Annotated in this window: 8 protein-coding genes; 2 read left to right on the plus strand and 6 right to left on the minus strand. The window is 35.5% G+C overall.

Annotation, left to right across the window (positions count from 1 at the left end):
• Positions 1-411: 411 nt before the first annotated feature.
• The 3 genes from WMO18_RS09140 to WMO18_RS09150 form a co-directional block, all read right to left on the minus strand.
• Positions 412-2,661: an Ig-like domain-containing protein gene (locus tag WMO18_RS09140; protein ID WP_211147982.1), complete on the minus strand. Its 2,250-nt coding sequence runs from the start codon at positions 2,659-2,661 to the stop codon at positions 412-414.
• A gap of 399 nt (positions 2,662-3,060) precedes the next feature.
• Complete coding sequence (ribF, locus tag WMO18_RS09145; RefSeq protein ID WP_211147983.1) at positions 3,061-3,972, minus strand: riboflavin biosynthesis protein RibF; 912 nt, start codon at positions 3,970-3,972, stop codon at positions 3,061-3,063.
• Between the two features lie 35 nt (positions 3,973-4,007).
• Entirely contained in the window at positions 4,008-4,553 is a 546-nt protein-coding gene (locus WMO18_RS09150) for an NUDIX domain-containing protein (protein ID WP_211147984.1), read from the minus strand.
• A 22-nt stretch (positions 4,554-4,575) separates the two neighbouring features.
• Between WMO18_RS09150 and WMO18_RS09155 the strand changes: the two genes are divergently transcribed.
• A complete protein-coding gene (locus WMO18_RS09155) occupies positions 4,576-5,463 on the plus strand; it encodes a M14 family zinc carboxypeptidase (RefSeq protein ID WP_211147985.1) in 888 nt (295 codons plus the stop codon).
• Here the strand turns inward: WMO18_RS09155 and asnB are convergent.
• A complete protein-coding gene (asnB, locus tag WMO18_RS09160) occupies positions 5,460-7,316 on the minus strand; it encodes an asparagine synthase (glutamine-hydrolyzing) (RefSeq protein ID WP_022505399.1) in 1,857 nt (618 codons plus the stop codon). The genes WMO18_RS09155 and asnB overlap by 4 nt on opposite strands.
• Before the next feature lie 198 nt (positions 7,317-7,514).
• A complete protein-coding gene (locus WMO18_RS09165) occupies positions 7,515-8,333 on the minus strand; it encodes a leucine-rich repeat domain-containing protein (protein WP_211147986.1) in 819 nt (272 codons plus the stop codon).
• A gap of 369 nt (positions 8,334-8,702) precedes the next feature.
• On the opposite strand from WMO18_RS09165, the gene WMO18_RS09170 reads away from it, so the two are divergent.
• Entirely contained in the window at positions 8,703-12,476 is a 3,774-nt protein-coding gene (locus WMO18_RS09170; RefSeq protein ID WP_211147987.1) for a phosphoribosylformylglycinamidine synthase, read from the plus strand.
• A gap of 143 nt (positions 12,477-12,619) precedes the next feature.
• Here WMO18_RS09170 and WMO18_RS09175 read toward each other — a convergent pair whose 3' ends face one another.
• Positions 12,620-13,501, minus strand: a complete 882-nt coding sequence (locus tag WMO18_RS09175) for a tetratricopeptide repeat protein (protein ID WP_211147988.1) — start codon at positions 13,499-13,501, stop codon at positions 12,620-12,622.
• Positions 13,502-13,718: the final 217 nt, after the last annotated feature.

Raw genomic sequence — 13,718 nt, forward strand, 5'->3', positions numbered from 1 at the left:
ACATCAATGATGTCCCCTACACCTGTGAGTCATAGTTTCATATGATTTTATGGTATATATTCTCACTACAAATTTGCTTTTAACCACAATCAAAATTAAAAAGACAAACCCCAATTTATGAATTTTCCTTTACACTCAATAAATATTAAAAAGACAAACCTAAGTTTGCAAAATTAATTTATCGTAACACAGAAACAAAATTGAAAAGCCTAAATTTGTTAAAGCATTTTCAGATTAGCATAATCAAAATTGAAAAAACAAATTAGCACAACAGGCTTATAACAAACAACCAAAATTCTTTATTATAATCAAATTGATTACACAACATAATTTTTTACACAACAAAAACACCCACCTGAAAACAGGTGGGTGAATTACTAGTTAGTAGATTAACAAAGTAGTCAATTAGAATTACTTCTTAACTGTTACCTTTGTCTGAGCAGACTTTCTAGAACCGTCAGCAGCTGTAAACTTAACAACTGTTGAACCCTTCTTAAGAGCCTTAACTTTTACAGTCTTACCGGACTTAATCTTAGAAGCTGATAGCTTAACGATACGCTTCTTGGAAGAAGTAACCTTAATTAGCTTGTTGTATGTGTTTGATGGATATAGAGTAGCCTTAATCTTAACAGAAGCACCCTTCTTCTTTAGAGTAATTTTCTTCTTAGCTGAGATTTTTAGCTTTGTAGCCTTCTGCTGTTTAACAACAACTTTGCACTTAGCATACTTGTTGCTACCGTCTTTAGCCTTAACTGTGATATAAGCAGTACCTGGCTTGATACCCTTAACAACGCCCTTAGATGTAACAGTTGCATATCTTGTGTTAGATGACTTATATGTTACACCCTTGTTAGCAGCATTCTTAGGGTTAACTGTAGCCTTTAGTGTAAATGACTTACCGTTGTAGATAGTCTTTAATCTAGCGTTTAGCTTAATGCTTGTTACATACTGCTTAACTGTTACAGTACTTGTAACTACTAGAGCCTGAGCATCGCCAGGGTTCTGAACTGTTAGAGAGATTACAGCCCTACCAGCCTTAACGCCCTTAACAACACCGTTCTTGTCTACTGTTGCAACACTTGTGTTGCTTGAAGACCAAACCTTTGTTGTCTGAGCTGTTGTGTTTGTATACTTAACATTAATCTTAGCAGTCTTACCTGGGTAAACTGAAACGTTCTTTGTAGTAATAACAGCAGTTACATCCTTAACTTCATAAGTTGAACCAGCTGTTGTGTCATACTTACCGTCAGCATGTAGATAATACCATTCGCCACCATATGTTGTAGCACCTGATAGTTCACTTACACTAACCTTTGATGGGTCAACAACATAAATCATATTAGCAAAAGTTTTCAAGCCTTCTGGGTATGTATCACTGTCGTTAGCCATGTAACCTTCTAGGTTAATGTCCGATGTCTGGAAGTTCTTACCCCAGTTTGGAGATGGTTTTTCGCCTTCAGCTGCCTTAGCACCACCGTCGATACCGTTGTTGAAGATAACATTTGCAACAGTTTCACCTAGGTCAATGTAATACACATTTGAGCCGTCTTCTAGTGTTAGAGGAGTTGATCTCAACTGATATGAATGCTGCCAGTCAACACATTTATCTGTACCATCCCACCAGTAAGCACATGCTGTTGCATTATTAAATGTGTACCAATCCTTACGCATAGCGAAGAAATATCTTTTTGATTTTTCACCTGTTGAAGGACCTGTGTAGATACCGCCCTGGCTTGTAACAGCACTAGTGTTACCTTTATTGTCTGTTGTTTCTTCTGGCTTTGATTCTGTAGGAACTGGAGCTGGAGTAACATCAACGTCGTTTACATAAGCTTTAACCTTTAGATCAGCTGTTAAAACTATTTTAACTGTTGAGTTAGCTTCTGTTACAGGAACTTGTGCATTTGCACCACCTTGTCCGATAAGACCGTCATAACCATAAGCTGGTTCCCAAGCACCGTTTGTTGTTACTTTAAATTCGTAAGCAGCGCCGCCTTCCTTAGGCTGTACATTCTTGAATGTGATTTCGTAAGAACCATCTTCATTCTTAGTCATCTTGTTCTTTGTTTCAACTGCAGTCTTTTCTTCTTCTGTTTCTGCATTTGCTAGAACTTTCCATTCAACACCATTACATAGACCAGGTTCACCAGCTACATAATAAGCATTTTCTAGAGGAACAACCTTAGCAGGTGCATCTGCACCATTAACTAGTACTTTAACTGTACCGTCGTTGATAGTCTTTACTTCGCCTGTTGGCTTACCATCTGCGTCTGTTACTTCCTTTTCTCTTGTACCAGAAAGAGTTAGAATAACATCAACTGTTGAGTTGTCTTCTGGAACTGAGAATTCAATGTTTTCAGGGTTTACAACACCTGCAACTGCACCGAATGATGTGAACCAATCATGATCTTCTACAACCTTGATTGTAGCACAGTCAGTCTTAGCAACACCTGTGTATGTCTTCTTGTAAGTGCCGCCTTCCTGAAGTGCCATATCGTCAGCTGGAGTATTAGGAGTCCAGTTAGCACCTAAGAACTTAGCGTCACCTACAACTGTGTAAGTGTGTGTAGCAGTATCATCAGCAGCTACTGATAGGCCTGCAAATACTGAGCAAGCCATTAGCACTGAAAGAATAATGCTAACAATTCTTTTTGTTTTCATTTCTGAAAAACCTCCTTTTAAAGTATCGCATTTAATTGCATATTTATTATAGTCTTTTTTTCAAGTACTTTTCAATTAGCAAAGTAACGAATTTAACACTTTATCTTTGTTGAAAATAGATAAAAAGCTTAATTTGTATAACGTTTGTAACCAAATCTTTATGTTTTGGATATATTGTATTAACAATTTGTTAAAATTTGAAGTCCATTTGTTAAATTAGCTTTATAAAATTTCCAAAATATATCATAACTCCCACCATTCCTTGTGTTTCAGTTTGTTCTCCATTTGTTAAAAATATATATAAAATAAGAAAAATCTTTCCTAAATGCACTAGGAAAGATTTTAATTTGATTAATTTTCAGTTGTAAAAGTATAATTTATCAAAAAAAATTATAATAATCAACAAATATACTTTTTAATGTTGATTAACGCATTTTTGCCATCATTTTTAATAGTTTTCTCCAGTTCAGCTAAAGAGTCAAACTTCTTTTCCGGACGCTGAAAACATAAAAGTCTTGTGTCAATCACTTCACCATATAAATCCGGACCGTTGTATTTAGGCAACCATGTTTCTGAAAGTGGCTTGTAGTTACCAACAGTAGGTTTAACACCAACATTAGTTACACCGGCGTATTGTTTACCCTTAATAGTAACTATACTTGTGTAAACACCAAACTTAGGAATTGCAATATTTTCCGGTAGTTTCTGATTAATAGTAGGTGTATCCATAAGTCTACCTATGTGATTGCCTTGTTCAATTACAGATGTATAGCCGAATCTATGACCAAGAAGTTTATTTACTTCTTCCATTTCACCATTCTTAATAAGTTTCCTTATTCTTGTACTGCTGACAGTATCGCCATCAACAACAACTTGGTCTGTTACCGTAACATTAATAGAAAATTCTTTGCATATTTCTTTAAGTGTATTGTGGTCAGCAACTCCACCTTTGCCAAAATGATAATTAAAGCCACAAAACACTTCTTTTGCATTTAATTTTTCAACAAGGATTTTTTCCACAAATTCTCTTGGTGAATAATCCTTTACTGTTAAGAAATCATCCTCAATAACTTTACTGACACCCATATTCTTAAGAATAATCTGTCTTTCTTCATTAGGAGTGATAATTTCAACACTTCTGCCAAATAGCAATGCCGGGTTTTTCCGGAAAGTATAAACAATAGGAGTCAGCGACTTTTCATTAGCCACTTTAATCATTTTTTCGATAACTGCCCTATGACCTTGATGTATTCCATCAAAAAATCCAAGTGCTACTGCAGAATAATTATTTTCGTTAATTTGTTCTTTCATATATATAGTAACTCTCAAATATACTTTAATATAAATTAAATTTTGCCACTGTCAAGTAGGTACTTTGCCTTCAGAATTGCCACTTGAGTTTTGCCGTCAATGATTTGATTATTCAGCACCATTTCCACAACTTTATCAAATGGAATCTTTTCCACATTTAGAAATTCGTCATCATCAAGGTGTTGTTCACCACAACCATCAACTCTGCACATATACATATGAACAATCTCATCAGAATAAGCACATAGTCCAACATAGCTACCAAGTGTCATATAACTATAGCCATCAGCACCTGTTTCTTCTTTCAACTCTCTTTTGCAATTTTCCAAAGGTGTTTCACCTTTTTCCAGCTTACCTGCCGGAATTTCTAACATTACTTGGCGTAATGGATAACGATACTGCTTAACCATCAGCACTTCATTATCTTTGGTTAGTGGTACAACACAAACTGCACCATGGTGCTTGTTGTATTCTCTTGTAGCAGTATTGCCATCAGGCAAGAGAACTTCATCCTTATATATTTTTAATAAACAACCATCAAACACTTGCTTTGATGATATAGTTTTTTCTTCTAATTTCATAATAAAATCTCCGAGGTATGATATGTTTAATTTTTATCCCCACACAAAAAATCGTGAAGAATTTGAAAACCGATTAATAAAGGAATTTCCCTTTATAAAAAAAGAAACCATAGGGAAAAGCCTTGTTAACAGAAACATTGAGGCATTCACCATAGGTAACAAAAATAAAAAAATAATTATGGTTGGGGGAGTACACGGAAGTGAATACCTGACCATTAATTTACTGTATAAATTTTTGTGGCAACTTGGTTGTTCATACAGAGACGGAAGTGAAGTTGCCGGTATTAAAATGAAAAGATATTTACATAGGAGAGGTGTAACCATAATACCTTGTGTCAATCCTGACGGTACTGACATTAACTTACTTGGTTCATCCTCAGCAAATAAATATTCTTCACTTATTAATTATATTTGTCCACATTCTTGCATATGGCAATCAAATGCAAGAGGTGTTGACATTAACCACAACTTTCCGGCAAATTGGGAAGAAATACACAAGAGAGAAATTGCCTTAGGAATCTCTGTACCACACAACACAAGGTATGGTGGCAAAACTCCATCATCAGAACCGGAAACAATCTCACTTATGAACTACTGTATAAAACAGAATTTCAGTAGGTGCTATGCTTTTCATAGTCAAGGTAGAGAAATCTACTATACATTTGGTGATGAAACACCAAAAGACTCCAAAACAATGGCAAGACTACTGGCAAGAACCTGTAATTATAAATTATCCACACCACCATCAATAGCAGATGGTGGTGGGTTTAAAGATTGGTTTATTCACCGATTTAACAAACCGGGATTCACTTTTGAAATAGGTAAAGGGGAGAACCCTCTGCCACTTTCAGACCTTGAAGAAGAATACAAAATTCTTCAAAAAGCCCTTTGCCTAGCAGTTATTATTTAGTCTAGGTTAGGTGTGTTGATTTTATCATCATCACCAAAGTAAATATTGTACCATACTAGGAACACATAAACTGTCCAAACTTTTCTTGAGTTGTCAGCCTTACCTTGGAAGTGACCGTCTAGCCAACTAACAAGAATATCTGTGTTAAAGAACTTTTCTGCTGTAGCAGACTTAAATGCCTTCTTTACAACATTATAGTACTTTTCATCCTTTAGCCATACTCTTGTAGGTACAGGGAAGCCCAGCTTTCTCTTTTGAGCAGATTTTTCAGGCATTCTTCTACGAGCAGCCTTACGCATTGCGTACTTAGTATTCTCACTGTTTACACGAAGATGAGTAGGAATAGTTCTTGCAACATTAAATACTTCCTTATCTAAGAAAGGAACTCTAAGTTCAAGTGAATTTGCCATTGACATTCTGTCAGCCTTTAGAAGAATATCACCTGTCATCCAAAGGTTAATATCAAGGTACTGCATCTTTGTAATATCGTCATAATCCTTAACTCTGTCATAATAAGGCTTACATAGATTTTGTGGGTCTGTTGCAATTTCAGGCTTTTTAAGTAAAGCCTGTTTTTGCTTTTTGTCATACATAAATGCATTACCGATAAATCTTTCTTCAAGACGCTTACCACCACGCATTAGGTATGCTCTACCCTTAACCTTAGGGAATTTTTCTGCTAATTTACCGATTGCTCTACGAATAGGGAATGGCACAATGCTATATGGCTTTAGTGAACGAGGAACATTGTAGCAAGTATAACCACCAAACAGTTCATCAGCACCTTCACCTGAAAGTACAACCTTTACATACTGACTTGCAAGGTTAGATACAAAGTAAAGTGCAATACAGCTTGGGTCAGCCAAAGGCTGGTCCATATAGTACTGAACCTTTGGAACTGTACTCCAAAATTCTTCACTGCCGATAATCTTTGTATGGTGTTCAACACCGATTTCTTTTGAAAGTTCTTGAGCCCAAGAAATTTCGTTATACTTTTCACCAAAGTCAAAACCAACTGTAAATGTCTTTTGGTCGGCAAAGTAAGTTGAAACATATGATGAGTCAACACCACTTGATAGGAAACAACCAACCTCAACATCGGCAATCTTATGAGCCTTGATAGAATCTTCAAATACATCAGCAATTTCATCAACTGCTTTTTCTTCTGTTAAAGTTTCATCAGGTTCAAATGTTGGTTCAAAATATCTTGTTGTTGTAATCTTGCCATCCTTAAACCACATATAGTGACCCGGTAGTAGGCAATAAACATTCTTGAAGAATGTTTCAGGTGGTACAACATACTGGAATGATAGGTAAGAGTCAAGAGCCTTTTCGTTAAACTCTTTCTTAAAGTCAGGATGTTGTAGGATTGACTTAATTTCTGAACCATAAACTAAGTTACCGTCAATCAATGTATAGTGCATTGGCTTAATGCCAAAGAAATCTCTTGCAATAAACAGAGAACCGTCATTCTTGTTATAAATAGCGAAACCAAACATACCACGAAGTTTTGGTAGCATTTCTTCGCCCCATTCTTCAAAACCATGAATAAGAACTTCTGAGTCTGTATCGGTATAAAACTTATGACCTACCTTGATTAACTGTTCACGCAAAATCTTGTAGTTGTAAATTTCACCGTTGAAAGTAATAACAAGGGACTTGTCCTCATTATAAATAGGCTGAGTACCACCGTCTAGGTCAATAATAGACAATCTACGAAAGCCCATTGAAATATAATCATCCTGGAAAAGGCCGTCAGAGTCAGGCCCACGATGAGTGATAACATCTGTCATATTTTTAATTGTTTCATTTCTGTCAACAATCTGGCCTGTAAAACCACAAATACCACACATAGTCAACATCCTTTCTAATAACAAATCATATACTTATAATTATACCTTTTTATAGTACCACAGTTTAACCATATTCGCAAGGAAAAACTACCACTATAATTCTAATAAATAAAGAAAATAATTTGTGCAAATGGTTTTTATTACCCCTTATAAATAAAGAAAAGAGGCTATTTCTAGCCCCTTAAGTTTGGTGTGTTATTAATAATATTTCTTTATGAATGATGACTCTCCGTAATCATCATAGTGTTTATCGGCATATGAACCTTTCTTTACATACACTTCAACATTGTAAGTGGTTTTTAAATTTGAATCCATATTATCAATACCAGCTAAAAACAATTCACTGATAGTTGTTAATGATTCAGGTAAGTATATTTTCTTCAGTTGTGTACAATCAAATATAGAATCTTCTACTTCTTCTACACCTTCAGGAATAGTAATTTCTTCTACACCTGAACAAGAAAAAGCTGTTGCCCCAATCTTTTTAACTGTGCTTGGAATTTCAACAGTTTTTAGAGATTTACAATTTGCAAATGTACATTCATCAATTTTCTTAAGATTTTTCGGCAGCTTAACTTCACTTAGTTTTGTATCATCCTGGAACATAAATTGTGGAAGTGAAGTAATAGTTTCTGAATCAAACACAATACTTTCCAGCAATTCGTTATTGTTAAATCCATTGTTATCTTTAGAATAAAGATAACTTTTTGCAGATTCTGAATTTGTAATCATAATTGACTGGCAATTTTCAGGAATAGTAATGCTCTTTTTCTTTTTACCTTGGTCTGAAAGTCCTACAATATATTTGCCTTCTTCCCACTCAAAGTCACTGTCTAAATTGCTATCAAAATTACTGTCAGAACTTAAGTCACTTGATGAACTGTCACCGTTGCTTACAGTTGATGAACTGTTACTTGTATTGCTTGATGAATTATCATCTTTTTTATCGGAACAGCCTGTACCCATAACTGCAAAACCCATTGTTAGCACTAAAAGTGCAATTATTACTTTTTTCATTTTGTTCTCCTCTCTAGTGAAATATTTATATATCTAAACAATATATAAATATAACTTTCTCGTACATATATATAATAACAAATATATAAACTATTTACAATGATAAAATATTACTATAATTTAACAAATAATAAAAATAATTTGTATAATTTGTGCAAATGGTTTTATGTATTTCTATTATATATGTAATTATTTTCTATACTTACTACCTATTATCAAAAATTTATTTGATAAGTTTTATTCACAAAAAAATTTACTGTAAAAAACAACAATATATTTTTTATAATTCCCTAGTTGAAAATTAAAAATGTGATTCTATGGTAAAATATTAGAGGTATATTGATTATTATCCAGATGGAGGTCAATGGGATGTCACAAGTAAAAAGAATATTCGTAGAAAAGAAAGACGGATTCAATGTTGAAGCTAAGCAGATTCTTTGGGATTTGCGTCACAACCTTGGTGTTCGTTCTTTAACAAACCTAAGATTTGCTAATCGTTATGATGTTGCGGGTCTTACAGATGAAGAATTTGCTAAGGCAAAGGTTACTGTTTTTTCTGAGCCAAATCAGGATATTGTTTATGATGAAGAATATCCGGTTGATAAGGATTGGAAAGTCTTTGCTATGGAGTATCTACCCGGTCAATACGACCAGAGAGCAGACTCAGCATCTCAGTGTGTACAGCTACTGACTGCAGGAGAAAGACCACAGGTTATCTCAGCAAAAGTTGTTTCACTTGAAGGGGATATTACTGACGAAGAATTTGAAAAAATCAAGTCATATATGATTAACCCTGTTGAAAGTAGAGTTGCTTCTCTTGAAAAGCCGGAGTCACTTGATATTCCGGTTGAAGTTCCTGAAAATGTTGCTAGAATTACTGACTTCATTAAGTGGAACGATGAAGAAATGGAAAGCTACTACAACTCAATGGGCTTTGCAATGACACTTGCTGACCTAAAGTGGTGTAGAGATTACTTCCGTGATACTGAAAAGAGAGATCCTTCTGTTACTGAACTAAGAGTTATTGACACATACTGGTCTGACCACTGTCGTCACACTACTTTCTTAACAAGACTTGACAAGGTTGAAATTGAGAAAAAGGCTCTTTCAAAAGCTATCGAAGATGCCCTACAGGCATACTATGATGCAAGAGATGAAGTTTACGGTAAGGACACAAATAGAAATGTTAGCCTAATGGATATGGCACTTATGGGTATGAAACTACTTAAAAAGCGTGGTCAAATCCCTGATCTTGACGAAAGTGAAGAAATCAATGCTTGTTCTATTAATGTTCCTGTTACTATTGATGGTGTAACAGAAAACTGGCTACTACAGTTTAAGAACGAAACTCATAACCACCCAACAGAAATTGAACCTTTTGGTGGTGCTGCTACTTGTCTTGGTGGTGCAATTCGTGACCCACTAAGTGGTCGTTCTTATGTATATCAGGCAATGCGTGTTACCGGTTCAGGTGACCCAACAGTTCCTTTCAAGGATACAATGCATGGTAAATTACCATCAAGAAAGATTACAACAGGTGCTGCTCAGGGTTACTCATCATACGGTAACCAAATCGGTCTTGCAACAGGTCAGGTAACAGAACTTTATGACCAAGGTTATGTTGCAAAGAGAATGGAAATCGGTGCAGTTGTTGGTGCATCTCCAAAGGAAAATGTTGTAAGAGAAGTTCCTACTCCCGATGATGTTATTGTTCTTCTAGGTGGTAGAACAGGTAGAGACGGTTGTGGTGGTGCAACCGGTTCATCAAAGGCACACACAGAAGAATCTATCGAAACTTGTGGTGCAGAAGTTCAAAAGGGTAACGCTCCAACAGAAAGAAAAATCCAAAGACTATTTAGAAACCCTGTTGTTTCTAAGATGATTAAAAGATGTAACGACTTTGGTGCCGGTGGTGTATGTGTTGCTATTGGCGAACTTGCTGACGGTCTAACTATTGACCTAGACAAGGTTACAAAGAAATATGAAGGTCTTGACGGTACAGAACTTGCTATCTCAGAATCTCAAGAAAGAATGGCAGTTGTTCTGGACAAGAAAGATGTAGATAAATTTATTGCAGAGTCACTAAAGGAAAACTTAGAGGCTACAGCAGTTGCAATTGTTACAGAAGAACCTAGACTGGTTATGAACTGGAGAGGTGACACAATTGTTGATGTTAGCAGAGAATTCCTAAACACTAACGGTGTGACTCAAGAGGCTGATGCATTTATCACAGTTCCTGATGCTGATGATTGCTACAGAAACAATGTTCCAAAGGCACTTGAAGGTAAGAGTGTTAAGGATGCATTTAAGGACAACCTATCAAGACTTGAAGTTTGTTCACAGATTGGTCTTGCTGAAAGATTTGACGCATCAATCGGTTCAGCAACAGTTATTATGCCATTTGGTGGTAAGACACAGTTAACACCACAAGAAGCAATGGCAGCTAAGATTCCTGTACTAAAGGGTGAAACAGATGATGCATCTGCAATGTCATTCGGTTACATTCCGGGTACATCAAGATGGAGTCCATTCCATGGTTCAGCTTATGCAGTTGTAGAAAGCACATCAAAGCTACTTGCTATCGGTGCTAACCCACTAAAAGCAAGACTAACTTTCCAAGAATATTTTGAAAGACTACACGATAAACCAGAACGTTGGGGTAAACCTGCTGCAGCACTACTTGGTGCTATGGAAGCTCAGATTAAGCTAGGTCTACCATCAATCGGTGGTAAAGACTCAATGTCAGGTTCATTTGAAGATTTAGATGTTCCACCAACACTTGTTTCATTTGCAGTAGCAATGACTAAGGCAAGTAAGACAATTTCTTCTGAATTTAAGAAGAGTGGTTCAAATGTTATTTATGTTCCTGTTCCAGAGAACAAAGAAACTCTAATGCCTAACTGGGACAAGCTGGTTGAAATGTACAAGGCAGTTTATGCTTTATTTGACAATGGTCAGGTACTATCTGCATCAGTTGTTAAAGAAGGTGGTTGTGCCGGTTCAGTAGCAAAGGCTTGTTTCGGTAATATGCTTGGTTTTGAATTTAAACCTGACTATACATACACAATGGAAGAACTATTTGCTCCAAAGGCAGGTTCATTAATTATTGAACTTAAGGATGGTGCAACACTTTCCGAAGATGTTCTTCATTACACACTTGGTACAACTAACGAAAGCAGTAAAATTACTGTTAACGGTGAAAGCCTAGAACTTAAGAACCTAATTGAGGCTTGGACAACTCCACTTGAAAAGGTATTCCCAACTAAGGCAGAAGTTCCTGAAATCACTGTTGATGCTCCTCTATATACAGAAAGAAATACCCACAGTCCTGCAATTAAGGTTGCTAAGCCAAAGGTATTTATCCCATGTTTCCCAGGTACAAACTGTGAAATTGATACAAAGAGAGCCTTTGAAAAGGCCGGTGCAGATGTTGAAGTTCTTATTGTTAAGAACCTAAAGCCATCTGACATTGAAGAAACTATTGAGGCAATGGAAAAGGCTATTAAGTCTAGCCAAATTCTAATGTTCCCTGGTGGTTTCTCAGGTGGTGACGAACCTGACGGTTCAGGTAAATTCATCGCTACAACGTTTAGAAACCCTGTTATCAGCGAAGCAGTTAACGACTTACTAAAGAGCAGAGATGGTCTTGCACTTGGTATCTGTAACGGTTTCCAGGCACTTATTAAGCTAGGTCTTGTACCTAACGGTGAAATCGTTGAAATCAAAGAAAATGACCCAACTCTAACATTTAACACTATTGGCAGACATATCAGCCATATGGCATACACAAGAGTTACAAGTACAAAGTCACCTTGGTTCTCAAGTGTTAATGCCGGTGATGTATTTGCAGTTCCTGTATCTCACGGTGAAGGTAGATTTGTTGCTACTGACGAAACAGTTAAGAAGTTAATTGAAAACGGTCAGGTAGCTACTCAGTATGTTGACCTAAAGGGTAACCCAAGTCAGGACATTCAGTTTAACCTAAACGGTTCTGTTTGTGCTATTGAAGGTATCACTTCTCCTGACGGTAGAGTTTTAGGTAAGATGGGTCACTGTGAAAGAAAGGGTGCTAACCTTTACGCAAATGTTCCATTTGAAAAGGATATGCAAATCTTTGAATCAGGTGTTAAATACTTTAAATAAGATTTTTCCTAAACATCCTAAAATATAACAAGAAAAATGCGACTATCATTGATAGTCGCATTTTTCTATTTCTTTAAATATTTATTGTTATACTTTATAAATTTAATAATAGCATTTCAAGATTTCGCCTTGCATATTAAAAATTATTTTTCAGGCTTATGCTTTTTAATAGCATCGGTATCCCCAAGTTCACCGGCTTTGCCCATATAGAAGTTGGCCTTAACCTTGTTCTTTGTAAAGCCTTTTTTTCCCTTACTGTAGCAATTACTAACATACTTATAAAAAGATATTAAGTCACTGTTAATACCTGTCATACCTAATTTAGAAGCCCTTTTAAGGTATCCGTTTATCTTTCTGTAATTATCATAATTTATTCCGACAGAAACAAGTTTCTTAGCTTTCTCATAATATTCTTCAGCTATTTTATTAACTATTGCTATGTCGGTATTTTTCGCCATAGTCAGCATTTGATTTGCCTTATCAGTATCCTTTAAGTAACCGTTAACACCATATTTAAAATTAAAATAACAATTGGTATAGTCCTTTACAAGATTATATTTTGCCTCTTCGTTATCCATTTCAACTGCCATTTCAAAGAATTTTTCGGCCATTTCGTGGTTAATATTTGCGTGATTACCTGTTCCATATTGCTTACCGTACTGATTATATAACACACCTAAGTTTTTCTTAGCATTTTCATTACCTAGTTCAAGTGACTTCTTGAAGTAACCCTCAGCCTTATTATAATCTATACTGTAATTATCCTTCCCATTATAGTAATTTACACCAAGTTGATTATATAGAATAGCAAGGTTTTTCTTACCGTTTTCATCATTTAGCTTACTGCTTTCTTCAAAACAATAAATAGATTTTTCCACATTATCTTCTTCATTTGATGAAAAGTACTGTACACCTAAAGTGTTATAATAATCACCTAAAGTGGCTTTTGCTTTATCATCACCACTATCTATTTTAGCTAAAAGTTCTTTAATTTTATCGTCAGTAATAATTGCATTGAAAGCCATAATTTTGCTCCTCTAGTTTCTAAATACATTATATATCAGCAAAGTAATTTTGTAAATCTCTTAATTAACTACATAAATTATTATTTTTATCAACTCAAAATTTCCATCATTACGACTCAAAAAGTTTTCCACATATAAGCATAGTAAATATCCACCGGCTTAGCCGGTGGCTTTTCTTTTAACGCCTTAAAGGCTATGTTACTAGCTTCGTCTAAAG

The organism is Ruminococcoides intestinihominis (genome assembly GCF_040096285.1).
Lineage (GTDB): Bacteria > Bacillota > Clostridia > Oscillospirales > Acutalibacteraceae > Ruminococcoides > Ruminococcoides intestinihominis.

What these genes read in the sequence shown, in the direction of transcription:
- ribF (WP_211147983.1), bottom strand. Translation starts at nt 3,972, where the DNA reads ATGAAAGAACAAATTAACGAAAATAATTATTCTGCAGTAGCACTTGGA.
- WMO18_RS09155 (WP_211147985.1), top strand. Translation starts at nt 4,576, where the DNA reads ATGTTTAATTTTTATCCCCACACAAAAAATCGTGAAGAATTTGAAAAC.
- WMO18_RS09175 (WP_211147988.1), bottom strand. Translation starts at nt 13,501, where the DNA reads ATGGCTTTCAATGCAATTATTACTGACGATAAAATTAAAGAACTTTTA.
- asnB (WP_022505399.1), bottom strand. Translation starts at nt 7,316, where the DNA reads ATGTGTGGTATTTGTGGTTTTACAGGCCAGATTGTTGACAGAAATGAA.
- WMO18_RS09140 (WP_211147982.1), bottom strand. Translation starts at nt 2,661, where the DNA reads ATGAAAACAAAAAGAATTGTTAGCATTATTCTTTCAGTGCTAATGGCT.
- WMO18_RS09150 (WP_211147984.1), bottom strand. Translation starts at nt 4,553, where the DNA reads ATGAAATTAGAAGAAAAAACTATATCATCAAAGCAAGTGTTTGATGGT.
- WMO18_RS09170 (WP_211147987.1), top strand. Translation starts at nt 8,703, where the DNA reads ATGTCACAAGTAAAAAGAATATTCGTAGAAAAGAAAGACGGATTCAAT.
- WMO18_RS09165 (WP_211147986.1), bottom strand. Translation starts at nt 8,333, where the DNA reads ATGAAAAAAGTAATAATTGCACTTTTAGTGCTAACAATGGGTTTTGCA.